Consider the following 23,465-nt stretch of genomic DNA (forward strand, 5'->3'; position numbering starts at 1 on the left):
GGTGAGGGGGTGAGGAGTGAGGGGGGTGAGGGGACCAGGGGCTGAAGGAGTGAGGGAGCGAGAGGGTGAGGGAGCAAGGGGGCGAGGAGCGAAGGGTGAGGGGTGAGGGGGGAAGGAGCGAGCGGTGGGGGGCAGCGGTGACGGAGCGAGCGGTGAGGATGTCAGGCGAACAGGCGGCGCCAGGTCTCCGGGCCCGGATAGCCGTCCGCCGCGCCGCCGCGCCACCCCTGGGCCCGCTGGAACGCCTCCACGTTCCGCCGGTCCGACTCGCCCCAACGCGGTCCGGGACCCGAGGTGTAGTACTTGCCGAACCCCTTCTCGACCAGCCGTTTCCCCAGACGGGTGACGAACACGTTGTCCGCGCCCGGCCGGAACATCGCGCGCCCCGGATAGCCGAGAACACCGTGCGAGGCGGGTGTCACGGGGGCGCCCGGGGACTTCGGGGCCGTAGGTCCACCGGGGGCGCCGGGCCCGACAGGCGCCGGCCTTCCCGTCGGGCGGTGCACGACGGGAGGTCTGTGCGGGACCGCCGACGCACCCCTGGGACCGGGGCTCCCGTTCGATGCCGGCGGGATGTCCCTGCCCCTCCCGGTGACCAGGTACGACCAGGTCAGCGGGCCCGGAATCCCGTCGGCGTGACGGCCGGACCAGCCCTGCGCCCGCTGGAACGCCCGGGTGGCCCTGCGGTCGGCGTCCGACCAGATCGGTCCCGGGCCACCCGGGTAGAAGCGGGCCCCGCCGCGCGTCACCAGCATCTGCCCCAGCCGGACGATGTGCTGGTTCCGCGCCCCGGGCCCGAAGGCCGCGGCACCGGGGAAGCGGTCGCCGCTCGCCGGCCCGGCGGACCCCTTCGCGCCGGCACCTTCGAAGCCGCCGGTGCCGTCACCGGTGCCGCCGTCGGCAAAGCCCTCGGAGCCCTTGGTGGAGCCCCCGGAACCGTTGGTGGAGCCCCCGGAGCCATCGGTCCAGCCGTCAGTGAGGCCCCCTGAGCCGTTGGCGGAGTCGTCGGAGTCGTTGGCGGCGTCCGTCCCGGCTCCGGAAGAGCCCGCGCCGTCCGGGACCAGCCCCTTGTAGCGGTACGGCACATAGCGGTTCGCGTTGTTCCAGTACGCGTACGGGGTGGCCTGCCTGCGGGCGTACGGGCGGGCCGACTCGTAGGCGAGGTAGTGGGTCCGCGTGTGGTCCGTCCAGCCTCCGAAGAGGACAACGTGCGAGCCCTGGCGCGGGTCCTTCGGATTGTGGAAGAGCAGCATGTCGCCGGGTTCCAGCCGGTCCTTGGAAATGCGCTGCGCGAACTTGTCGAGGCTGCCCGTCCATTCGTTTCCGGGGAGGTTCCAGGCCATCGAGACGAACCCCGAGCAGTCCTGGCGATAACCGTCGGACCAATACTCGCGCATGCTGTACGGCACCTCGTCGGCGATCCACTTCTTGGCCCGTCCGATGATCTCGGCGCGGGTGGTGGGCGGTGTCCTCACCCCCTTCGACGGCTTTCCCCCACCCGCCGGGCGCCCGCCGGGGCCGTGCAGCGGAGCCTTCTTCCCCTGGGGGGTCCTGGGCCCCTCATCTGCGGGAACAGCACCGGGGCTGCTCGGGCCGTGGGCCGCGGCGACCGCCGGTACGGCATGCCCGGCGCCGAGTGCGGCACCGGCGGCGGTGGCCACGACGAGGGCGTTCCTGGCGGTCCTCGCCGCCGGGTGACTCAGATGGGCGTACCGGGTCGAGTACGGCATGACCCGCCGCCAGTGGACACAGCCGGGGCATTCGCAATCGGCCCCCGGATCGATCTCCTCGAATACCGGAGTCTCCATACGATTCCCCTCGCGAACCGACCGAAGAATTCCACGCTTCTGCACGCCCGCCAGTTTCTCAACTGTCATCCGGTGTCGCATGCTGACGGTCCAAATGACGTAACCGGTCCGCCGGGCCCTGAGAGCCCCCCTCGCCGGCCCCGCGAGGTCCGGGCCCACTCCCGTCGGCGTCGCGCAGCCGCTCACGACCTTACTGACGACCCATCAGAAAAGATGAAGTCCCCCTCGCCTGCGCCGAGTTGGCGAGCGGCTCACCCGCGACAGAAAGTTACTATCCGGTAGAGTTACGTTCATTGAGTCCGGTCGCGCGTGTTCTTGACGACAGAACCCACCGGTTGCATGATCAGCGCTGAACCAGAGCCGCGTCACCACGAAGAAGTCCCCCCACGGGTCTTGACCAGTCCCGATGACTTCTTCACATGAAAAAGCGGGGCACGGGGGTTTCGGGCAGGCACTCCAAAAGTGCTACCCGCCCTCGATGTCGCGCTTCTTCCGCCGTCGCCTTCCGCGCATACACGGGCCCTTCCCTAAAGACCTGCCACCTTTCTTTGGGAGCCGTTCATCACCCCCCACCCACACCCGCCCCCTTCGCATACCCCCCTTCCCTTTTCGTGACCCCTTTCCTTGCCTCCTGCCATTTTTCCGCAGGCATGAAAGGGGTGCTTACGCCTGCCCGAAAACGCATTCCCAGCACACTCCTTGAAGTCTCATCAAAACTGCCCGGTAGCGTTGACTGCGCAAATGGCGAGTGCCATATTCATCCCGTCGGAAGGCATCGCCCCTCGAATATGAGGCCCCGGCGTCGCCATCCTGTCCACGTGATTTCTGAGAGGACGCGAATGAACAAGAAGTTGTGGACCCGTCCACTTGCTACGGCTCCATTCCTGGCCGTCTTGGTCCTTTTTTCGGCGGACCCCGCCCATGCGGTGGGAGGTTGCCTCCGCGACTCGGACACGGACCAGGTAAAGATCGCTCCGAAAGCTTCTTCATTCAAGGAGCAAGCCAGGGCCGTGGCGCGACAGCAAGACCGGAACAGCTGGCAGGACGTGGTCTGGAGGGGCACTGAAAAGAAGTGCGCATCCAATTCTCCGGGCAACTGCAATTACTCCTGGGCTGTGAACAAGACCACCAACTTCGGTTGGGCCGTAGGTGGTCAGGTCAGCCTCGGTAACGCCAGTTCGCCGAGCAAGAAGTGGTACAACTTCGTTTTGTCTCTCATCCCCTCGATCCAGAAGTCGTCCACGATCAGCACCACGGAGACATTCGAGCAGCCGGTCCCGCCGGGAGGGTTCGGTCAGCCGTGGCAGGTGGTCCAGCGCCGGTGGAAGAGCGGCGACTACGTGGGCGGGTGGGTCAACCAGAACAGGGCATGCACCTTCGGCCTCAACCAGGCCGGCCACGTATACACCTGGGACCCGAACGTGCGATGGGGCTACTGGCAGGCCAACATCCGGGAGCGCGAGTACGACGGGATCGCGGTGAACGGTAAGCTCTGACCTCACCTCGGACGCTCGGCGGGGGTGCTCCTGGTCGGGAGCACCCCCGCCGCTCCGGTAAAGTTCTTCTCGCGCGCCGCTAGCTCAGTTGGTTAGAGCAGCTGACTCTTAATCAGCGGGTCCGGGGTTCGAGTCCCTGGCGGCGCACCATCCGGAGAGGCCCCTCGCGAGGACATCGCGAGGGGCCTCTCCACATGTGCGCATCGCCCCGCGCACTCCCCCTCGGCCCCCGCGCACTCCCTCCTCACTCCCCACGAATCCTCCACCGATGCCCCATTAACCGCGTATGACCGGTAAACGACGTGTTTCGCATCTTGCGATCAAGATGAACACCATAGAACCCTGGGCCGTAAGAGACTGCGGATACATGGCGGTTGGGGGGCCTTGGGCGGTTTGCGCCCTGGGATGGGGATCCGGGGCCCTCGACGAGGCACGCGACGTACGCGCTCAGGAACAAAAGATGCCGAGGGGGCATCAATGCAACCGGATGGGCGTCGTCCCGTGTCTCCATGGTGTAGATCACATGGTGACGATGACCCACTGATGCGTCCGTAACGGTCGAGGGGGACCGATTCGGACGAAAGACCGACGAACACACACTCGACGAAGTGTGTGCGGGGGGATGACTCATGACGTCGACGCCGACGGGCGGCCGGCACCACAACGACCCATCCGAAACGACCCGGCTGAAGGTGTCGTCACACCGGACCGGAGCCTTTCGCAAGCTCAAGAAGAACCTTCCGAGATACGACTACGAGCACTACAGCCGCCTCGCCGGCCCGCTCACCCAGCCCGACCCGACCAAGCCGTACACGGTGCAGTACCGGTCGCTGATCTCCCAGGAGCCGCACCGCCTCAGGGTCGCCCTGATGCTGGCCGCCGCGCCGCTGCTCTCCCTGGTCCTGCTGGCCTGGCTGCTGCAGCAGGAGCACTGGACCGAACGCGACTACGTCGAGTACGAGTTCCTGCCCGCCCTCGACATGGTCATGCTGGTCTCGATCGGCCTGATCGAGTTCTTCCGCTGCATGAACGTGCTGTCGAACGCGCACGCCACCCTGGTCGCCCGCGACCCGGTCCCGGTGGTGCCCGAGACCGGCACCAGAGTCGCCTTCCTCACCTCCTTCGTGCCCGGCAAGGAACCGCTGGAGATGGTGACGAAGACCCTGGAGGCCGCGGTGAAGCTCCGCCACCGCGGGCTGCTGCACGTGTGGCTGCTCGACGAGGGCGACGACGCGGACGTGAAGGCGGTCTGCGCGCGCCTGGGCGTGCACCACTTCTCCCGCAAGGGCATCGCGAAGTGGAACCAGCCCAAGGGCCCGCACCGCGCCAAGACCAAGCACGGCAACTACAACGCCTGGCTCGACGCGCACGGGGACGACTACGACTTCTTCGCCTCGGTCGACACCGACCACATCCCGCTGCCCAACTACCTGGAGCGGATGCTCGGTTTCTTCCGGGACCCGAACATCGGCTTCGTCATCGGCCCACAGGTGTACGGCAATTACGACAACTTCGTCACCAAGGCCGCCGAGTCCCAGCAGTTCCTGTTCCACGCGCTGATCCAGCGCGCCGGCAACAGGTACGGGGCGCCCATGTTCGTCGGCACCTCCAACGCCGTACGGATCAAGGCGCTCAAGCAGATCGGCGGGCTGTACGACTCGATCACCGAGGACATGGCCACCGGTTTCGAGATCCACCGTCACAAGAACCCGGCGACGGGCAAGAAGTGGCGCTCGGTCTACACCCCGGACGTGCTCGCGGTCGGTGAGGGGCCGAGCGCCTGGACGGACTTCTTCACCCAGCAGATGCGCTGGTCGCGCGGGACGTACGAGACGATCCTCACGCAGTACTGGAAGGGCTGGTACTCGCTGCCGCCGACCAAGCTCTTCAACTACACGATGATGATCATCTTCTACCCGATGTCGGCACTCAACTGGATTCTGGCGGCGCTGAGTTGTGCCCTGTTCCTGGGTCTCGGCGCGTCGGGTGTGAACATCGACCCGGTGGTGTGGCTGATGCTCTACGGCAACGCCTCGGCCCTCCAGATAGGCCTGTACGTCTGGAACCGTCGGCACAACGTCTCCCCGCACGAGCCGGAGGGCTCCGGCGGCGTGGCCGGCATGGTGATGTCCGCGCTCTCCGCGCCGCTCTACGCCAAGGCGCTGATCGACTCGGCGCTGCGCCGCAAGAGCAAGTTCGTGGTGACGCCCAAGGGCGATTCGGCGAGCCCCGACAGGTGGTTCGGCACCTTCCGGTACCACTGGTACTTCATCGTCATCTTCGGTGCCTCGATCGCCGCCGGGTTCGTCTTCGGCAACGCGCACCCCGCGATGATCATCTGGGCCGTCTTCGCCATGATGATCACCGCCCTCCCCATCGTCGCCTGGCGCTACATGCTGCGGCAGGACAGGAAGAAGGCCGCCGCCGCGGCCGAACTGCAGGGGTCCATGGTGGCGCCGCCCGAGGCGGCTCCCGCACCGTTCGCGCCGCACCCCGCACCGCACGCCCCACCCGCGCCCCACGCTCCCCAGCACAAGCCGAGTTGGGCCGCGTCCGGGTCGGGCGGCGGGGGTAGCGACCAGACCATGCAGATCGCCCTGGGCGGACTTGGGGGGCGTAAGGAATGAAGGACCGTGCAGGCCGCCGCCGCGCCCGTCGCCTCGCGATCGGCGCGGCGGTGGTCCTCGCGCTCGCCGGGATGAACGGGCCGTGGGTGTACCGCTTCAGTACCGAGAAGTACCACGAGTACAAGATCAACAGACCCGAGTACAAGGCGGACAACGGGCACTGGCAGATCGTGGAGTTCCCGGAGAAGTACCGGCAGAACACCATCCACGCCGCACTGCTGCACACCGGCAAGATCCTGCTGATCGCGGGCTCGGGGAACGACGCCGAGAACTTCGACAAGAAGAAGTTCGACACCCGCCTCTGGGACCCGGTCAAGCAGACGATCGAGCGAGTGCCGACACCGGCCGACCTGTTCTGCACGGGGCACACCCAGCTGTCCAACGGCAATCTGCTGATCGCCGGCGGCACCAAGCGCTACGAGAAGCTGAAGGGGGATGTCACCAAGGCCGGCGGCCTGATGATCATCCACAACGAGAACCCCGACAAGGGGATGAAGCTGAAGGCAGGGACCAGGTTCGTCGGCAAGGCGAACGGCAAGACGTTCGTGCTCAAGGACACCGTCGAGCTCAAGAAGGCCGTCAAGACCTTCGACCCGGACACCGGCAAGTTCACCGGCAACGAGCCCGGCATCGCCCGCGCCTACGTCGAGGCCGAGCGCAGCGGCAAGCGGTACGAGACGGGGACGGAGGACAACTACAAGGTCGTCGGCCTGAAGGGCGAGGACGCGCGGAACACGTACGGCATCGCGCAGAAACTCGCCCTCGACAAGAAGGACTTCCAGGGAATCAAGGACGCCTACGAGTTCGATCCGGTCGCCGAGAAGTACATCAAGGTCGACCCGATGAACGAGGCGCGCTGGTACCCGACGCTGACGACGCTGACGGACGGCACGGTCCTGTCGCTGTCCGGGCTGGACGAGATCGGACAGCTCGTCCCGGGCAAGAACGAGATCTACGACCCCGGGACGAAGAAGTGGACGTACACGAAGGACGAACAGCAGTTCCCGACGTACCCGGCGATCTCCCTGATGCAGAACGGCAAGCTGTTCTACTCGGGCGCCAACGCGGGGTACGGGCCGGACGACATCGGGCGCGACCCCGGGATCTGGGACCTGAAGACCAACAAGTTCACCAAGGTCCCCGGCATGAGCGACAGCAAGCTCCTGGAGACCGCCGGGACCGTGCTGCTGCCCCCGGCGCAGGACGAGACGTACATGGTCATCGGCGGGGGCGGAGTCGGTGAGTCGGAGCGGTCCAGCAAGCGGACCCGGGTGATCGATCTGCTGGCCGATCGGCCGCGGTTCGTGGACGGGCCACGGCTGGCGAAGGGCACGCGGTACCCGCAGGCCTCGATCCTGCCCGACGACACGGTCCTCATCTCCGGTGGCTCCGAGGACTACCGGGGGCGCGGCGACTCCAACATCCTCGAAGCGCGGCTGTACGACGCGAGGACGGGCGAGATGCGGAGGGTGGCCGACCCGCTGGTGGGCCGGAACTACCACTCCGGGTCGATCCTGCTGCCGGACGGACGGGTCGTGTTCTTCGGGTCGGACTCCCTGTACGCCGACAAGGCCAACACCAAGCCCGGCGAGTTCGAGCAGCGGATCGAGATCTACACGCCGCCGTACCTCTTCCAGGACGCCCGGCCCACGTTGACCGGGGAGAAGAAGACGGTCGCGCGGGGCGGGAAGGCGACGTTCGGCACGCGGCACGGGTCGTCGATCGCGTCGGCGCGGCTGATCCGGCCGAGCGCGTCGACGCATGTGACCGATGTGGACCAGAAGTCGATCGAGGTGGACTTCGAGGTGACCGGGGACGAGATCACGGTGACCGTGCCGAAGAACCGGAATCTGGTGCAGTCGGGCTGGTACATGCTGTTCGTGACGGACGGCGCGGGGACGCCGAGCGAGGCTCGGTGGGTGAAGGTCCCCTAGCGTTCGGACAGTGCACCGGACGTCGAGAACCCCAGGTCATGGACCTGGGGTTCTCGTGTCGGTCGGCGGGCCGGAGGCTCAGCGCGGGGCGTTCAGGGCCTCGGGGGCCCGTTCGCCGGTGAGGGTCTGCAGGACCGCGCGGACGGCGTCCGTCGCCGCCCGCTCCTGGGCCTCGCGAGTGCTGGCGCCCAGGTGCGGGGTCACCGTCACCTCGTCGAGGGCGAGGAGCGGGGAGTCGGTGCACGGCTCGTCGACGAAGACGTCCAGGGCCGCGCCGGCGAGGCGGGACTCCCGCAGGGCCGTGTGGAGGGCCGCCTCGTCCACGATGCCGCCGCGGGAGACGTTGGCAAGGTAGGCCGTGGGCTTGACCAGGCGGAGTTCGGCTTCGCCGATCAGGCCCACGGTCTTCGGTGTCCTCGGCACGTGGACGGTGACGAAGTCGGACCGGGAGAGCAGCTCGTCCAGCGCCACCAGCTTGATGCCGTGCTGGTCCGCCGTCTCCGCCGTGGCGTAGGGGTCGTGGCCGAGGACCGTCATGTCGAAGGCGGCCATGCGGCGCGCGACCGCCAGACCGATCCGGCCGAGCCCGACGATGCCGAGGGTCTTGCCCGCGAGTTCGGTGCCGACATGGGTGGCGCGTCGCCACACGCCGGACCTCAGCTCCCGGCCCGCCGCCTGGATGTCGCGGGCCGCCGCCAGCAGCAGCCCGCACGTCAGCTCGGCGGCGCTGACGACGTTGGCGGCCGGGGCGTTGACCACCACGACGCCGGCCTCGGTGGCGGCGGCGACGTCGATGTTGTCGACCCCCACCCCGGCCCGCCCGACGACGGCGAGGTGGGGGGCCGCGGCCAGGACCTCGGCGTCCACCGTCGTGGCGCTGCGGACCAGGAGCGCGTGCGCCTCGGGCACCGCGCTCAGCAACTGCGCGCGGTCGGCGCCGTCGCAGTGGCGCACCTCGTACCCGGGGCCGAAGCGCTCCAGGGCGGCCGCCGGCAGGGGGTCGGCGACCAGGACGACACGGGAAGACATCTGAATCTCCGTAGGGGTGGGGGCTGTTGGGCTCTGCGTGGGTGCCGTGGCGCCCGGGTGGGGGGACGAGCCGCCGCTCAGCTCTGGACCGCCATCGCGATACCGAAGGCGATCATGACCGTGCCGGCGGTCGCGTCGACGTTGCGGCGGACCGAACGGCGCCGCATCCAGGTGCGCAGGCCGTGGGCGCCGAGGCTGATCAGGCCGTACCAGATGACCGCCTCCACCGCGTTGACCGCGGCCAGCGCGGTGCCCATCAGCGCGGGCGAGACACCTTCGGGGATGAACTGCGGGATCGTGGCGCCGTAGAAGACACCGACCTTCGGGTTGGCCAGGTTGTTGAGCATGCCCCGGCCGAAGGAGCGCCACAGCGAGGCGGCCTCCGGTTCGAGGTCGGCGTCGCCCTCCTTGGCCGCGCCGATGGCCCGCGCCGAGCGCCACAGCCCGATGCCCAGCCAGACCATGTAGGCGGCGCCGACGATCCGGAACACGGTGTACGCGGTCTCGGAGGCGGCGAGCAGCGCGCCGACGCCCACCGCGATGGCCGCGCCCCACAGGACGGCGCCGACGCCCACGCCCACGCCGGTGATGAACCCGTGGAGCCGGCCGCGCGCGACGGTGTTGCGGATGACCAGCGCGGTGTCCACGCCCGGCATGATCACCAACAGGGCTGACACCAGGGCGAACGAGACCAGTGCCTGGAGGACCGACACGTCTACACTCCTGTCTTCTCGGCCGTGACCCCGGTGATCTCGGCCAGGGGGATTCCATCGCGCGTGAGGCCGCGCAGCCAGTTGCGGTAGAAAATCCGTCCGGGAGCCTGCCAGTTCTCCACGGGCGCGGCGGACGGGTCGTCACCCGGGAAGTAGTGGGCCGGGAGGGCGATGTCCGCGCCCTTGGCCGCGTCGCGCCGGTACTGCCGCAGCAAGGTGTCGGGGTCGTACTCCGGGTGCCCGGAGACATACAGTTCCCGGCCGTCCCGGCCGACCGCGATGTGCACCCCGGCCTCCGGCGACTCCACCAGGATCCGCAGGTCCTCGGTCTTCTCGAAGTCGGCGCGGAGGTTCTCGGTGTGGCGCGACTGCGGCACCGCGATCACCGGCTCGATGTCCGCCAGCAGCGGGGAGGAGGGGTCGGTGAGCCGGTTCGGGAAGCTCCCGAACAGCTTGGCGGGCAGCTCGTGCTTGGGGATGCCGTACCGGTGGTACAGCGCGGCCTGCGCGCCCCAGCAGACGTACTGGGCGGAAGTGACGTTCTCCTGCGCCCAGTCCATGATGCCGCGCAGCTCGTCCCAGTACGTGACCTCCTCGAAGGGGAGGAGTTCGACGGCGGCGCCGGTCACGATCAGGGCGTCGAACCGACGGTCGGCGACGTCCTCGTGCGTCAGGTAGTGCTCCTTGAGGTACGCCTCCGGCGTGCTCCTGGAGACATGGTCCCGGGGGCGCAGCAGGGTGACGCGTACGGGGAGCCCGGCACCGGACAGCTGCCGCAGCACCTGGGTCTCGGTGACCGGCTTGTCCGGCATCAGGTTGAGGAGCGCCAGTTCGACGGCCGGGGTGGCGGGGGCGGCGTCGCGTGGCTCGACGGTGACGGTGATGCCTTCGGCGGCGAGCCGGTCGACGGCGTCGATCGGGGTGGGGACGATGAGGGTCACAGTACGGGACTCCTGGTGGTCGCGGTCGCGGTCTCGGTCACGGTCTCCGCCCCGGTGGCGGCGTCGAGTTCGGCCAGTACGGCGGTGACGCACCGGTGGGCGTCCGCCAGCGCGCGGTTGGGGCCGCCGGGCGACGGGACGTAGTGGTTGTAGAAGGTGGCCCCCTCGCAGAGCGGGCCGAGGACGCGGACCTTCCGGTCGGGCCGGCCGTCGGCGGCGACGGGATGCTGGTCCGCCGTGATGTCGGCGCCCCGGCTGCTGAGGGCCCCCGGGCGGTGCCTGCGGATACGCCCGCTCGCCACGAGGTCGGCCAGCAGCGGGCTGCCGGTCGCCTCCACGTCGGGCTGCCCCGAGGTGGCGTACGCCAGCCAGTCCGCCGGGGCGTTGTGGCCGGTGCCGAGGCGGGTGGAGGAGATCCGCCACACCGTCCCGTCCCACTCGACGCGCGGCGCGGGACCGAAGGGCACGCTGACGACGCCGGCCTCCAGCAGGGCGAGGAGTTCCTCGTGCCGGTCGAGCTGCGGGCCGGTCACCGACCGGTTGAGCGTGGCGGTGAAGGAGCCGTAGAACTCGTCGTGGGAGTTCTCGTCCAGGCCACCGAAGTCGACGGCGTGGCGGACGACGTCGCGCAGGTCGCGCAGGACTTCGAGGCCCGCCTTGGTGGGGCTGGCGCCGAGGCCCAGCCGCGCCTCGACCAGGTCCGACCGCAGCCGCTCCTCGTACCACTTGCGGTAGGCGTCGGCGGAGTCGAACTCGGCGCTGTCGGGGAAGAGCAGCGCCTGCGGGTCGAAGTGCCCGAACCGCTCGGCGTGTTCGACGTCCAGGGCGGTCAACTCGTCGTCCAGGGTGCCCGCGTCCGCCGCCGCGCGCAGCCGCTCCGTCAGGGTCCGCTCGGCGTCGGCTCCCCCGGCGAGGGCGGCGCCGCGACGATGGAAGGCGCTGCGCATCTCGGCGCGGATGAGGGGGATCAGGTCGCCGTGCAGGTCCAGGGGGCGGTCGCCCCCGGCGGCCCGGAGGCGGTCCAGGGTCTGCGGCGTGAACACCACCGGCCGGTACGGTCCGCCGGTGCGGTTGTCGGTGGGCCGGGCCCGGAAGGGGATGCCGGTGCGGGAGAACAGCAGGATGCTCGGTTCCCGTCCGCTGGGCAGATAGCGCAGGCCGCCCTCGACGGCCTCGTAGCGGCCGCCCCGGCCGACGGTGAGCGTGGCGAGGACGTCCATCGCCGACAGGCCGGTGCCGCCGAGGGCCAGGGTCTGGCCCGCGGTGACGTCCGCGAAGGCGTCGGCGGGCGGGTAGATCTCGTGGATCCGCCGGGACGCTCCCGGCGCCTCCGGGTCGGGGGCGGTCGGCGGGGTGTGACCGGTGGTGAGGAAGACCGTGTCCACCCGCAGGGTCTCGCCGGTGTCCAGGGTGATCAGTCGCGAGTCGTCCGGGCCGGCGGACAGTCTGGTCGCCGTGGCGCGGTGGAACCGTATCTCCACGTTGCCGGGGACGCGGTCGAGGAGGCGCCGCAGGAACCAGCTCAGGTACTCGCCGAGCACCCGCCGGGGCAGAAAGTCGTCCGGGCGCACCGGACGGCCCTCGGCGCCGAGGGTGTGACCGTCGTCGGCCACCTTCAGGCCACGGGCCGACACCCACTCGTAGAGATTGGGGCCACGGTCGCCGACGGACGCGCCCACCGTCGCCTCCTCGGGGAAGAGGCTCACCTGCGCGCAGAGGGTGTTGAGCAGCAGGTGGTCGGGCTGGTCCACGGCGTGGATGCCGACACCGGAGCCGTCGGGGTCGACCACCTCGACCACGAGCCGCCGCCCCGCCCGCTCCGGCAACGCGGCGAGGGTGACGAGACGTTCGAGCACGCCGACGCCACGCGAGCCGAGCCCGATGATGCCCACGGTGCCGGCGACGGGAGCCTCCTGGACGGCGGAGGCGGGCTGAACTGCATTTGCCTGCACGGGAGTTGTTGGGGAGGAAGTCGTCACCACCGCTCCGTCTCCCCGAAGAAGTCGGCGATGGCGGTGGCGCGGCCGGACCCGGCGGCCACGCGGTGCACTTCGAGGCCCACGGCGAGGTCCAGGACGCCCAGGCCGAACGGGGAGAAGATGACCGGCTTGTCCGCGCCGACCACGGCCTCCCCGTTGATCACCTCGGCGAGGGTGCCGGTGATGAAGTCCCGGTTGCCGTACTTCTGTTCGGCCAGATGCGGCGAGGTGTCGGCCTTCAGGCAGTGGTCGACGTCGTCCAGCACGTTGTACGAGTCGGCGATGGTCTCGGGGCCGATGTCCCGCAGGGAGATGTTGAGGACGATCTGCCCGGGGGCGAAGGCGTCGGCGTCCAGGACGTACGGCTCCCCGGCCGTGGTCGCGAAGACGACCAGGTCGGCGCCGGACACGGCCTCCTGGAGGGTGCCGGCATAGGACGCCGGGTACCCCAGCCGCTCGGTGGCGTGGGCCGCCAGCGCGCTGCCGTACTCCTGGCTCAGGTCGTGCACCGCGACCTGTTCGAACGACCACTGCTCGGCGTGGAAGAACTCCAGGATGTTGCGCGCGATGATGCCCGCGCCCACGACCGCGAGCCGGCCGCCTCTGCGCTCCCCGGCGAGGACGTTCGCCGCGAGGACGGCCGACGCGGCCGTGCGGGCGGCGCTGATCTGCGAGGCCTCCAGGAGCGCGAACGGGTAGCCGGTCTCGGCGTCGTTCAGGACGAGCGTGGCGGAGGCCCGGGGTATGCCGCGCTGGATGTTGGCCGGGAAGCTCGCGATCCACTTGATGCCGGCGACCTCGCGCTCACCGTCGAGGTAGGCGGGCAGGGCGATGATCCGGTCCCCCGGCTTCTCGGGGAAGCGGAGGAAGTAGCTGTCCGGGTTCACGGAACGCCCGGCGTGGTGGGCGAGATAGGTGTCGCGCACGACCCGGACGATGTCCTGACGGCTGTCCCGGACGATGTCCTGGACCGTACGGCCGCCGACGACATCAAATTCGAACATGGTGACTCCTTCAACTGCTGCTGGACTGGTCGCGCGGTGGGGCGATGACGCAATGACGTGATGACGTGATGGGGCCCTGCGCGGCGAGACGGTGAGACGGGGAGACGGTGAGACGGGGAGACGCTGGAGCGGTCGGTCGGTGGGGCGCCGGAGTGGTTGTTCGGTGGGGCGCCGGAGTGGTCAGTCGTCGGCGGGGCCGAAGCGCTCGTCGACCCAGGCGTCGTCGTAGATCGTGTCGAGGTAGCGCTCGCCGAGGTCCGGGCTGATGGCGACCACCGACGCGCCCGGGGGGATCTCGTGGCGCCTGGCCGCGACGGCGGCGAGCACCGACCCGGTGGAGCCGCCGGCGAGGACTCCCCGCTGGGTCGCCAGCCGTCGGCACATGCGCACCGCCTCGGCCTCCGGCACCATGACGACCTCGTCGACGAGGCCGTCACGGAAGATCTCCGGACGGCGGCTCGTGCCCAGACCGGGGATGTGCCTGCGGGCGGGCGGGGAGTCGAAGGTGACCGAGCCGACCGAGTCGACGGCGACGATCCGGGTCCCGGGCGAGTACTCGCGGAAGTACTCGGCGCAGCCCATGAGCGTGCCGGTGGTGCCGGCGCCCACGAAGAGCAGGTCGACCTCGCTCTCCTTGAGCAGGGCCGGGGCGGTGCGCCGGTAATGGGCCCGCGGGTTGGCCTCGTTGGCGTACTGGTTGGGCCACACCAGCTCCGGGTCCTCGCGCAGCCGGGCGTGGATGTGGTCGATACGGGACTGCAGGAAGCCGCCGTTGGCGTCCCTGCGGTCGACGACGACGACCTCGGCGCCGTACGCCCGCATCAGACGGAGGCTCATGGACGCGGTGTTGGGGTCCGCGACACAGGTGAACTGGTAGCCGCGGGCCGCGCAGACCGAGCTCAGCGCGATACCGAGGTTGCCGGAGGACGACTCGATGACCCGGCCGCCGGGCTTGAGGACGCCACGGCTCTCCAGGTCCTCCAGCAGGCCCACGGCTGCCTTCAGTTTGATGGATCCCGCGGGGTTGAGTCCTTCGATCTTGAGCGTGAGATCGACGTCGCCGATGAAACCGCTCAGGTCGAGGAAGAGGTCGTCGAGTACCAGGTCATACGCATGACGAAAGATCATCGAGCACCTTCGGTAACGGGTCGAACGTGACGGAGGTGGTACGAGTGCGTGCGATGGCGGCCTCCGGCGGCATGGCTACGACACCCTGGACGCGGTGTCGGCACGGGTGTGCCCATGAACCATTTTTGGACATGGGCATGCCAAAACTGCGCGCATGGCCATCGGAGGACGTGACGCGGAGGTGATCCGGGGTTCGCCGACGGAGTGCTGTGCCGCCCACCCCGCCGGACCGGAGGTCAGAAGGGCGCGGCCTCAGCCGTCGAAGGCGCCCGGCGCACCGGAGAGCGGCCCGGTGCGACAGGGTCGGATGTGCGCCCGACAGCGCCCGGACGGACAGGAACCGGTCCGGGCGGCGACACTGGGGCCTTCCCGGATGAGAGGAGTCGCCGACAGCAAGCGGCTTGTCAGGGGGACGTCACCGCGATGGAGACGGAGCTCCGCCCGCCCTGCCGGCAGGGCGACGGCACGTGTTAAGTGCTCGTCCGTCTGCTCGCGGACCGAAGCCCCCGACGGCCCGGAGCGGCATTCCCTCGGCGCGGCGACCGCACGCGTGACATGCACGCCTTTCCCCTTCCCCCGTTGGTGGCAACCGTGTTGCCCTTGCGTCACGGACCGGCGCCTCGACGCCCATCCGTGATCTTGAAGAAACTTTAGCCCACGATCCGTGACGGGTCTATGACAGCAGCGTTAAGGGCTGACGTAGGCAAGCCTAAGTTCATGGACGCCATCGTCATCCGGACGCTTTGGCCAGATCAAGGGCGTATTCCGGCCACCACTCCCCCGCCTTCGGCCCGCCCTTGCACTCCCCGTCGGACTCTCCCGGGCGCTTGACCCAGAGATACGCGTCCACGAGCGGATCCGCGGTCTTCGTCGTCGGGGACTCCCCGAGGGCCCGCCCCGGCGGATTGCACCAGCGCTCGTCCTCGTCGCCCTCGTCCCAGGGGCCGTTGCCGTTGCGGCTGGTGTCGATGACGAAGGGCTTGTCCCCGATCTTCGAGGAGAGTTGCTTGCCGTACTCGATGGAGTCCTCGGTGGTGTAGAAGTTCGAGACGTTGACGGCGAAGCCGTCGGCCTGTTCTACGCCCGCCCACTTGAGGGGGTCGTAGATCTCCTCGGGGTCCCCCCAGCCGGCGTTGCCCGCGTCCAGGTAGACCTTCGTGTTCTTCAGCGCGCCCAGCGTCTCGATCGCGCCCTTCAGCAGGTCGTAGCGCTCCTTGTGGAACTCCTCCGGCGTACAGCCGTCCACCACGTGGAGCACCGCGTCGGGCTCCAGGACGATGGTGGCCGGACGGTCCCCGATGCCCCGGGCCACGCCGTCGATCCACGCCCGGTACGCGTCGCCGTCGGCCGCGCCACCGCCGGAGTACTGGCCGCAGTCGCGGTGCGGGATGTTGTAGAGGACGAGGACGGCGTCCCGGTCGGCCTTCTCCGCGGCCTCGGTGAAGCCCTCGGCCTCCCGCTCCGGGTTCTCCGGGCCGATCCACTCACCGGTCGGCTGCTCGGCGATCCTGCGGATCAGCTTGGCGTCCTCATCCTTGCCGGCCTTCTCGTAGGCGGCCACCTGCGCCGCCGCGTTCCCCTTCGGATTGACCCAGAACGGGTCCGTGCCGTTCGGCTGTTGGGTGATGCCGGAACCGGAGTCCCGGCCCTTGTCCCCGTCACCGTCGTCCCCCCCGGAACAACCGGCGAGCAGTAACGCGACCCCCACCACCGCCACGGACGCCCGAACCCCGGCCCCCCTACTGCCGTACATCCAACTCCCCCTTGGGTGCACCGTGTCGTAAGCCCCAATCCTGGCATAAATCCCGCCTCGCCAACGAGGTCGTCGCCACCCACCGGGCGGCCCCGGCAGGGCAGGCGTGACGCGAAACCGCCCCGCACCGCCGCCACCTGATCCCCTGACAGAGCGTCACGGGCCGTCGACTTGGCGTCAAACAACCCCTAGCCGGTGACGCCCCCACGCTCTAGAGTCGCAGTCGAACGGCCCCCGTCACGCCCCTCTGTGGGCACCGCGCACCCAGACCTCCCGCGTCGGCGCCGGGTCACTCCCGCGACCCGAGCCCCCGCGGTCGAGGACCGGCCCGGCCGGCGGCCCCGGGGGGAGCGGGTCGCCGACCGGGCCGGGAGCACGCGGACTTCGCAGGTGCGGGGGTCACGTAGCACCGGGGCCTTGGCGCTGGTCTCTTTCCGGTCAAAGTCCCGCTGTCCGCTGTGCCGACCACAGTCCCGCGCCGGTCACAGTCCCGCGCCGGTCATGGTCCCGTGCCGGTCATGGTCCCGTGCCGCTCAGATAGGCGTTGACGACGACGTTGGCCGAGTACGTCCGGCTCGCCTTGTCGAACGTGCCGCCGCAGGTGACGAGTCGGAGTTCGGCGCGCCCCGACTGCCGTACGCCGTAGGCCTGTCGGGCGTCGAACTCGTCGCGGCCGATGACCTGGACGTCGTCCACGGTGAACTCGGCCATCCGGCCGTCGCTGCGGGCCACCCGGACCTTGTCGCCGACGCGCAGCGCGCTCAGCTTGTAGAAGACGGCCGGCCGGGTCTCGGTGTCGACGTGCCCGACGAACAGCGCGGCGCCCGTCGCGCCGGGCCGCGCACCGCCCGCGTACCAGCCGACGACGCCCGGCTGGGCGTAGGACGGCGGTTCGACCGCCCCGTCCCGGTCGAGGCCGCGCGCCACGACCGGCGCCTGCACGCCCATCGAGGGAATGTCCAGCCGCTGCGGCTTCGCACCCTTCAACGGCTCGGCGGCGGGCGGCAGTTCGGCCTGGGCGGGCCGCCCGACGGCCGCCACGTCGCCGGTGGTCGGCGCGGAAGTGCCCGGCCGTACATCGGTGACCTCACGGCCCCACAGCCACAGCGCGAGCAGCAGTACGGCCCACGCGACTCCGGCGATGACCCGACCGGTCCCGCCGCCGGCCCCTCCCCCGAACCCGCCTTCGCCGCCACCGCCGTTGTCTGAGTAGTCCCGTCCGGACATGGCGCCCCCCTATTCCGTGCGGCGACCGCGGCCCCGGCGCGCGCCGCGCGCCACGACCGCCACCGCCGCGACCCCGGCGAGGACCAGTCCGACCACCGCGTGGCGGGTGCCGGGTCCGGTGTGCCGGGCGTCGTCCATGGAGTTGGCCGGATCGGCGGAGGCCCGCGCGTCGACCGGGTCGGCCGCCAACGCGAGTTGCTCCGCCGCTCCACCGCCGCCCGCACGGACGGGCGCGACCGGGGAGGAGGGCGCGGAGGGCCGCCGGTCGGCGGGGGGCTCGGCCGCCGGGGGTGGTTCGGGCCGGGGTGCTTTGGTTGGTGGGGGGCTGGTGCCGGTCGGGGGGTTGGTACCGGTCGCGGGGCTGGTGCCGGTCGCGGGGCTGATGTCTGCCAGGGACCCGATGCCCGTCAAGGATCCGGTGTCCGTCAAGGATCCGGTGTCCGTCAAGGATCCGGTGTCCGCCAAGGATCCTGTATCCGCAAGGGGGCCGGTACCCGCCAGGGACCCGAGGGTCGTCAAGGATCCGGGGGCTGTCGTGGGCCTCCCGTCGCCGAACTTGTTCGTGGGCTTCCCGTCGCCGACCCTGATCGTCGCCGTGAGCTTGTCCGCCCTGCCGGCGCAGGTGATGCGTACCTCGTAGGTGCCGGGACCGAGTGAGGAGCGGACGCGGGTCTCCCCGGCGAGTGTGCCGAGGGTCCTGCCGGTGAGCTGGGTGAGCTGCGCGTCGGCGACGAACGCGGTCGAGGTGGCCGCCCCCGTCTTCCCGCCGCAGCCGCCGGCCCGCACCTGAATGTCGGTGCCGGGGGCCGGTGAGGCCGGCACCACCGAGACGTTCCCCGAGACGTTCCCCGAGTCGGCCGCGTGGGCCGGGGGCGCCGACGCGGCGAACGCCGTCGCGACCACCGCCCCGGCACAGAGAGTGACTCGCACTGAGCCCATGGTGAACCTCCAGACACCCCGAGACTCCCCCGGCGTACGCCGGGACGCATCCGGGGAGGCGTCCCGGCTGCTCCGTACGGGTGCCAGGGGGTTTATCCGGGGCCGGGCGGCGACTCAGCGGCCTCGCCCGAGTGTCGGAGCCCGAGTGTCAGAGACGGTCCACGAGGTCCGCGATCGAGTTCACGACCGTGGAGGGGCGGTAGGGGAACTTCTCGATCTGCTCGGGGGTGGTCAGACCGGTGAGGACGAGGAAGGTCTCCATCCCGGCCTCGATGCCCGCGAGGACGTCGGTGTCCATGCGGTCGCCGATCATCGCGCTGGTCTCGGAGTGCGCGCCGATCGCGTTCAGGCCGGTGCGCATCATGAGCGGGTTCGGCTTGCCGGCGAAGTACGGCTTCTGCCCGGTCGCCTGGGTGATCAGCGCGGCCACGGCGCCGGTCGCGGGCAGCGGGCCCTCGGTGGAGGGGCCGGTCTCGTCGGGGTTGGTGGCGATGAAGCGGGCGCCGCCGTTGATCAGCCGTACCGCCTTCGTCATGGCCTCGAAGGAGTAGGTGCGGGTCTCGCCGAGGACGACGTAGTCGGGCTGGTGGTCGGTGAGGACGTACCCGATGTCGTGCAGCGCCGTCGTCAGACCGGCCTCGCCGATGACGTACGCCGTGCCGCCGGGCCGCTGGTCGTCCAGGAACTGGGCGGTCGCGAGGGCCGAGGTCCAGATGTTCTCCACCGGCACGTCCAGGCCCATGCGGGAGAGGCGGGCGTGCAGGTCGCGGGCCGTGTAGATGGAGTTGTTGGTGAGCACGAGGAAGGGGCGTCCGGACTCGCGGAGCTTCTTGATGAAGGCGTCGGCGCCGGGGATGGGCACGCCCTCATGGATGAGCACCCCGTCCATGTCGGTGAGCCACGACTCGATGGGCTTGCGCTCTGCCATGTGCGATCTCCTGCCGGCGTCTGTCGATACCTGCCGTACGTGCGTACATCCGTACGGCCGGGTCCGCCCCAACCCTAGTGAGCCCTGGCCGAAAAGAGGAGGCCGATCTTGGCCGCTGAGACCGCGGTCGCTTCAGGTCAGCGGGGGTGTGGGACGGGGTGGGCCGGCGAGTCACCCTCGGCGCGAGCGGCGCGGGCGGCGGGGTCGGCGTGGAGGGCCGGGGTCAGCGGCGGCAGCAGCGCGGCGGCCATCGACGTCGGCGCGGGCAGCGACGCGGGCGTGGGCGTCCGCCCGAGCATCGGCGTCGGCGTCGGCGTCGGCGTCGGCGTCGGCGTCGGCGTCGGCGTCGGCGTCGGCGTCGGCGTCGGCGTCGGCGTCGGCGTCGGCGTCGGCGTCGGCGCGGGCAACGGCAACGGCAACGGAGTGTGGTTGGCGGAGTGTGGTTGGCGGAGTGTGGTCAGCGGGCTCGTCTGCGGACCGTTGCTGTCAGGAAGCCGCCGGCGGCCAGGAGCAGGAGTCCGGTCACGTACGGGAGGGCCTCACGCATGCCCGAGGCGGCCAGTTCCTCGGGGTGCAGCCGCCGCTCGTCCGGTACGGCCGCGCCGCCGCCTTCCTTCGCCGCGCCGCCACCGTCCTGGTCGGCCTCCACCCCCTCCCCCTCCTCCGCCTCCTCCCCGTCCTCCCCGTCGGTGATCCGGAAGCGGTAGTCGTTCGACTCCCCCACCCACGCACCGTCGTCACCGCGTCGCTCGACCACGGCCGCGTTCGCCACGACCTCGTTCGGCACGGCCGCGTCGGAGGTGAGGGAGAGGCGGACCCTGACGGCGACGGTACGGCCGGGCGGCACGGTGAATCCGGTTCCGCCACCGTCCCCGTCCCCGCCGAGAACCCCGACCAGTTCGTCCGCGTCGGTCCGCTCGAAGGTCACCGGCCGGGAGGTGGTGTCCTCGGCGTCGTCGTAGAACTCCAGCTGCGGCTGTGTCCGTTTCAGCGTGCGCGCGTCGTCGACCAGCACGACCACGGGATGGATGTTCGCGCAGGTCCGGGAGGTGGTGTTGGTGAGTTCGACCGCCCAGGTGTGGAAACCGCCGCCGGCGACGTACGTGGCGGGGCCGCCGCGGATACGAGTCCGGATGGGGAAGGCGCCGCTGTCGTCACCGACGCAACTGGGTCGCCGCGCGTCCAACACGGGCACGGACGCGGGCGCCGCCGCCGCTGGACCACTGACGGGCGCGGCTGCGGCGGCGAGGGCAAGGGTCAGGCACGTACACAGTCGCATGAACACATGACCATGCCACCGACCCGCCCGGGAAAGCCCCGCCACGCCCCGGCCCCACGGAATCAGCCCGAATCTCCGCTCGATCAGCGGAGCCGCCGGCCCACTCCGAGAAAGGGGGCCCCGGGGGGTTGGGGGCTGGGGGGTGGGGGCTGGGGGGTTGGGGGCTGGGGACTGTCACCTACGGGTGGGGTGTGTGCGTATGCCGGTGGTGGGCGTAGTCGCTGGTGTGTTGCTCGGCCCAGTCGTGCAGGTGGCGCAGTGCGGTGGTGGCGCCACGGGTGAGGTCGGTCAGGGCGTACTGCACCGTCGGTGGGCGGCTGGCGTGCACGGTGCGGGTGATCAGTCCACCGGCTTCGAGCTCGCGCAGAGTCTGCGCGAGCATCTTGTCGCTGACCGCGGCCCAGGCCGTCGAGGCCCGCCGCCTGCTCGGCGCCCCCCTCGTGGTGGCTGTGCACGCCGAGGGCTGGGCGCACTACACCGAAGACCGCGGCCACGCCCGGCAGACCTTAGACACCGCCGGCGTCCCCCTGCACTGGCCCACCCCGGGCCGGCCCGTCACCCTGCCGGACCCGCACAGCGACGGCACCTCACCCAGCGCCGCCGGCGCACTGGCCCGCTCCTTCTACGCCGCCGTCGACGCCCGTCCGTTCGACCCCGAACGCGTACGGGCCCACCTGGCCGAGGACTTCCGCGACCACAACCGCCCCGCAGGCTTCGGCGAGGAGGCCGGCGACCGCGACGTCCTCGTCATGCTGCTGACCGCGCTGGCGGCGGCGTTTCCCGACGGCCGGCACACCATCGAGCGACTCACCCCGGTCGGCACCGACGAGGCGCTGCTGTACTGGCGGTTCACCGGTACCCACACCGGCGCAGCGTTCCTCGGCACCCCGGCAGCCGGTGCCCGCGTGGACTTCGTCGGCACCGACCTGTTCACCGTCGGCGACGGTGCCTTCACCGCACAACGCCACGTCGAAGACTTGCTCACCCTCACCAGCCAACTGCGCCCGGACCCCACCGGTTCGTGACCGTGCCACCGACACCGAACCGCAAGCGGCGGCCGCATCGAGAAGGTCGATACGGCCGCCGCTGCCGTGACGGGGGTCCCGTCTCCCGACAGAGGTGCACCGGGTGAAGCGTTCGTGCACGACTTCCGGTGTCACGTTCTCTCTTTGTCGCGGACGGGCGCGTCGGCTACAGGCCGATCTGCGTGAGCCATTGACCAGTGGTGCGCGGCGTCAGGCCCAGCAGCCGCTGGGCGCTGTTGTGTGCGCTGATGGTGTGGTCCGGCACGGTGGCGAGGCCCTCGTACAGTGCGGTGACCGCGGCCGCGCCCGCGTCTCCGATCAGGGGGACGAGCAGGTGGCCGAACGCCTGGGGCGAGAGGGGCTCGTAGGACACGCGCCGGCCGAGGTGGTCGGTGAAGGCCCGGGCGAGGTCGGGACCCGTGACCCCCGGGTGCTGTCCCACGGCGATCGTGCCGGTGACGTCGGGGCGGTCGAACAGCGCGGCGGCGACGTCGGCGTTGTCCAGGTGCGACGACCAGGAGACGGGGAAGTCCGCGGCCGGCGGGTAGCGCAGCACTCCCTCGGTGCGCACGGCGTCGAGGATCGGCGGCAGAAGCAGGTTCTCGAGGAAGAGCCGGGGAGCGATCACCGCGTACGACAGACCGGTCTCCTCCAGGCCGCGTACGAGGGTGTGAACGGCGGAGTCGTCCGGGGCCCGGAGCTGCGGGTGGGCGCTGTCGATGAGGGCGCCGCTGGTGGAGACCACCACCCGACGGGGCCTCGCCTCGGAGAGGGCGGCGACGATGTTGCGCGCGTAAGCCAGCCGCTCCTCCTCCGAGACGACGGGCAGGTGCACGAAGACGCCGTCGGCACCCGCGTAGACGCTCGCCAACTGCTGGACGGAGGTGTAGTCGGCCGCGACGACCGGGGTGCCGTCCGGGTGGGTACCAGACTTGCGGCCCACCGCGACGACGGGCTTGCCGGCGGTCTTCAGCTGGGACAGGAGGGGGTTGCCCTGGGCGCCCGCGGCGCCGTGGATGACGTAGCTCATGACGCCATTAGTGCACAGGGTGCATCGGTTACATCAACTGCACCATTGGGCTAGTGTCCGATGTATGACGACGAACGTTCCACCGCTTCCCGAGTGCGGGGTCGCCCGGTTCCTGGCCGTACTGGAAGGGCCATGGGCGACCCTGGTCGTGCGGGAGCTGCTGCCCGGCAGGCGCCGCTTCACCGAACTGCGCGCCGCGCTGCCCGGGATCAGTCCGCACACGCTGACCAGCCGTCTGCGGAGGTTCGAGGCGTACGGGATCGTGACTCGTTCCGTCCACGCGGAGGTACCGCCGCGCGTCGAGTACGAGCTCACACCGCTCGGGCAGCGACTGCGCACGGTTCTGGACGCGATGGCGGAATGGGGGGAGAGCTTCCAGGACCCCCAGTGCTACACGGCTGCCGCCGACACGGAGGACGCCGAACCGGCTGAAGCGCCGGCGCCCTCCGACAGGCCGGTGGCGACGCCGTAGCCGTAGCCGTAGCCGTCAGCGCAGCAGCCGTACACCTAATAGCCGCGCGAGCGGCACGTTTTCAGGGGCGCGAGGAACTGCGCGAGCAACCCCACACAACCCGCAGCCGCCCACCAACGGATCCCCACGGCGTCCGCGCGCCCGCCCCCCGCA

Annotated in this window: 20 protein-coding genes and 1 tRNA gene; 6 read left to right on the plus strand and 15 right to left on the minus strand. The window is 70.4% G+C overall.

Going from position 1 to position 23,465, the window contains the following annotated elements:
- Window positions 1-161 precede the first annotated feature (161 nt).
- Window positions 162-1,808 (minus strand): peptidoglycan-binding protein, encoded by a 1,647-nt coding sequence (locus tag PUR53_RS25810; RefSeq protein ID WP_329909781.1) that lies wholly within the window; start codon window positions 1,806-1,808, stop codon window positions 162-164.
- 839 nt (window positions 1,809-2,647) lie between these two features.
- Here PUR53_RS25810 and PUR53_RS25815 point away from each other — a divergent pair.
- The 4 genes from PUR53_RS25815 (at window position 2,648) to PUR53_RS25830 (ending at window position 7,865) form a co-directional block, all read left to right on the plus strand.
- Window positions 2,648-3,304, plus strand: a complete 657-nt coding sequence (locus PUR53_RS25815; RefSeq protein ID WP_329894726.1) for a hypothetical protein — start codon at window positions 2,648-2,650, stop codon at window positions 3,302-3,304.
- 73 nt (window positions 3,305-3,377) lie between these two features.
- A tRNA-Lys gene (locus PUR53_RS25820) sits at window positions 3,378-3,454 on the plus strand.
- A 479-nt stretch (window positions 3,455-3,933) separates the two neighbouring features.
- Window positions 3,934-5,931, plus strand: coding sequence for a glycosyltransferase family 2 protein (locus PUR53_RS25825; RefSeq protein WP_329909782.1), 1,998 nt, complete (start codon window positions 3,934-3,936; stop codon window positions 5,929-5,931).
- Window positions 5,928-7,865 (plus strand): kelch motif-containing protein, encoded by a 1,938-nt coding sequence (locus tag PUR53_RS25830; protein ID WP_329909783.1) that lies wholly within the window; start codon window positions 5,928-5,930, stop codon window positions 7,863-7,865. Before PUR53_RS25825 ends, PUR53_RS25830 begins: the two co-directional genes overlap by 4 nt.
- A gap of 78 nt (window positions 7,866-7,943) precedes the next feature.
- Here PUR53_RS25830 and PUR53_RS25835 read toward each other — a convergent pair whose 3' ends face one another.
- The 13 genes from PUR53_RS25835 to PUR53_RS25895 all read right to left on the minus strand — a co-directional run bounded on the left by PUR53_RS25835 (window position 7,944) and on the right by PUR53_RS25895 (window position 21,167).
- Complete coding sequence (locus tag PUR53_RS25835) at window positions 7,944-8,894, minus strand: hydroxyacid dehydrogenase (RefSeq protein ID WP_329894723.1); 951 nt, start codon at window positions 8,892-8,894, stop codon at window positions 7,944-7,946.
- A gap of 77 nt (window positions 8,895-8,971) precedes the next feature.
- Window positions 8,972-9,607, minus strand: a complete 636-nt coding sequence (locus PUR53_RS25840) for a LysE family translocator (RefSeq protein WP_329894722.1) — start codon at window positions 9,605-9,607, stop codon at window positions 8,972-8,974.
- A 2-nt stretch (window positions 9,608-9,609) separates the two neighbouring features.
- Window positions 9,610-10,548, minus strand: coding sequence for a homoserine O-succinyltransferase (locus PUR53_RS25845; protein ID WP_329894721.1), 939 nt, complete (start codon window positions 10,546-10,548; stop codon window positions 9,610-9,612).
- Window positions 10,545-12,500, minus strand: a complete 1,956-nt coding sequence (locus tag PUR53_RS25850) for an FAD/NAD(P)-binding protein (RefSeq protein ID WP_329909784.1) — start codon at window positions 12,498-12,500, stop codon at window positions 10,545-10,547. The genes PUR53_RS25845 and PUR53_RS25850 overlap by 4 nt, the downstream gene beginning before the upstream one ends.
- Before the next feature lie 23 nt (window positions 12,501-12,523).
- Window positions 12,524-13,531, minus strand: coding sequence for a 2,3-diaminopropionate biosynthesis protein SbnB (gene sbnB, locus PUR53_RS25855; protein WP_329909785.1), 1,008 nt, complete (start codon window positions 13,529-13,531; stop codon window positions 12,524-12,526).
- A 180-nt stretch (window positions 13,532-13,711) separates the two neighbouring features.
- Window positions 13,712-14,659, minus strand: coding sequence for a 2,3-diaminopropionate biosynthesis protein SbnA (gene sbnA, locus PUR53_RS25860; protein WP_329909786.1), 948 nt, complete (start codon window positions 14,657-14,659; stop codon window positions 13,712-13,714).
- A gap of 730 nt (window positions 14,660-15,389) precedes the next feature.
- On the minus strand, window positions 15,390-16,412 hold the full coding sequence (locus tag PUR53_RS25865) for a glycoside hydrolase family 6 protein (protein WP_329909787.1): 1,023 nt from the start codon (window positions 16,410-16,412) through the stop codon (window positions 15,390-15,392).
- A 516-nt stretch (window positions 16,413-16,928) separates the two neighbouring features.
- Window positions 16,929-17,639, minus strand: coding sequence for a class F sortase (locus tag PUR53_RS25870; protein WP_329896329.1), 711 nt, complete (start codon window positions 17,637-17,639; stop codon window positions 16,929-16,931).
- Window positions 17,640-17,648: 9 nt separating this feature from the next.
- Window positions 17,649-18,569 (minus strand): hypothetical protein, encoded by a 921-nt coding sequence (locus PUR53_RS25875; RefSeq protein ID WP_443080357.1) that lies wholly within the window; start codon window positions 18,567-18,569, stop codon window positions 17,649-17,651.
- A gap of 157 nt (window positions 18,570-18,726) precedes the next feature.
- Complete coding sequence (locus PUR53_RS25880; RefSeq protein WP_239754686.1) at window positions 18,727-19,506, minus strand: HAD-IIA family hydrolase; 780 nt, start codon at window positions 19,504-19,506, stop codon at window positions 18,727-18,729.
- Window positions 19,507-19,643: 137 nt separating this feature from the next.
- A complete protein-coding gene (locus tag PUR53_RS25885) occupies window positions 19,644-19,919 on the minus strand; it encodes a hypothetical protein (RefSeq protein WP_329909788.1) in 276 nt (91 codons plus the stop codon).
- Between the two features lie 44 nt (window positions 19,920-19,963).
- Entirely contained in the window at window positions 19,964-20,785 is an 822-nt protein-coding gene (locus PUR53_RS25890) for a cell wall protein (RefSeq protein WP_443080358.1), read from the minus strand.
- Window positions 20,786-20,963: 178 nt separating this feature from the next.
- Window positions 20,964-21,167 carry a winged helix-turn-helix transcriptional regulator gene (locus tag PUR53_RS25895; protein WP_443078082.1) on the minus strand — a complete coding sequence of 68 codons (204 nt, stop codon included), beginning with the start codon at window positions 21,165-21,167 and terminating at the stop codon, window positions 20,964-20,966.
- A 1-nt stretch (window position 21,168) separates the two neighbouring features.
- On the opposite strand from PUR53_RS25895, the gene PUR53_RS25900 reads away from it, so the two are divergent.
- The gene (locus PUR53_RS25900) at window positions 21,169-21,810 is read left to right on the plus strand and encodes an ester cyclase (RefSeq protein WP_443080359.1); all 642 of its coding nucleotides are present in this window, start codon (window positions 21,169-21,171) and stop codon (window positions 21,808-21,810) included.
- A gap of 166 nt (window positions 21,811-21,976) precedes the next feature.
- Here PUR53_RS25900 and PUR53_RS25905 read toward each other — a convergent pair whose 3' ends face one another.
- Entirely contained in the window at window positions 21,977-22,840 is an 864-nt protein-coding gene (locus tag PUR53_RS25905; RefSeq protein ID WP_329909790.1) for an NmrA family NAD(P)-binding protein, read from the minus strand.
- Between the two features lie 64 nt (window positions 22,841-22,904).
- On the opposite strand from PUR53_RS25905, the gene PUR53_RS25910 reads away from it, so the two are divergent.
- Window positions 22,905-23,312, plus strand: a complete 408-nt coding sequence (locus PUR53_RS25910; protein WP_329909791.1) for a winged helix-turn-helix transcriptional regulator — start codon at window positions 22,905-22,907, stop codon at window positions 23,310-23,312.
- The last annotated feature ends 153 nt before the right edge of the window (window positions 23,313-23,465 follow it).

It is taken from the genome of Streptomyces sp. SP18BB07 (assembly GCF_036322545.1).
Lineage (GTDB): Bacteria > Actinomycetota > Actinomycetes > Streptomycetales > Streptomycetaceae > Streptomyces > Streptomyces deccanensis.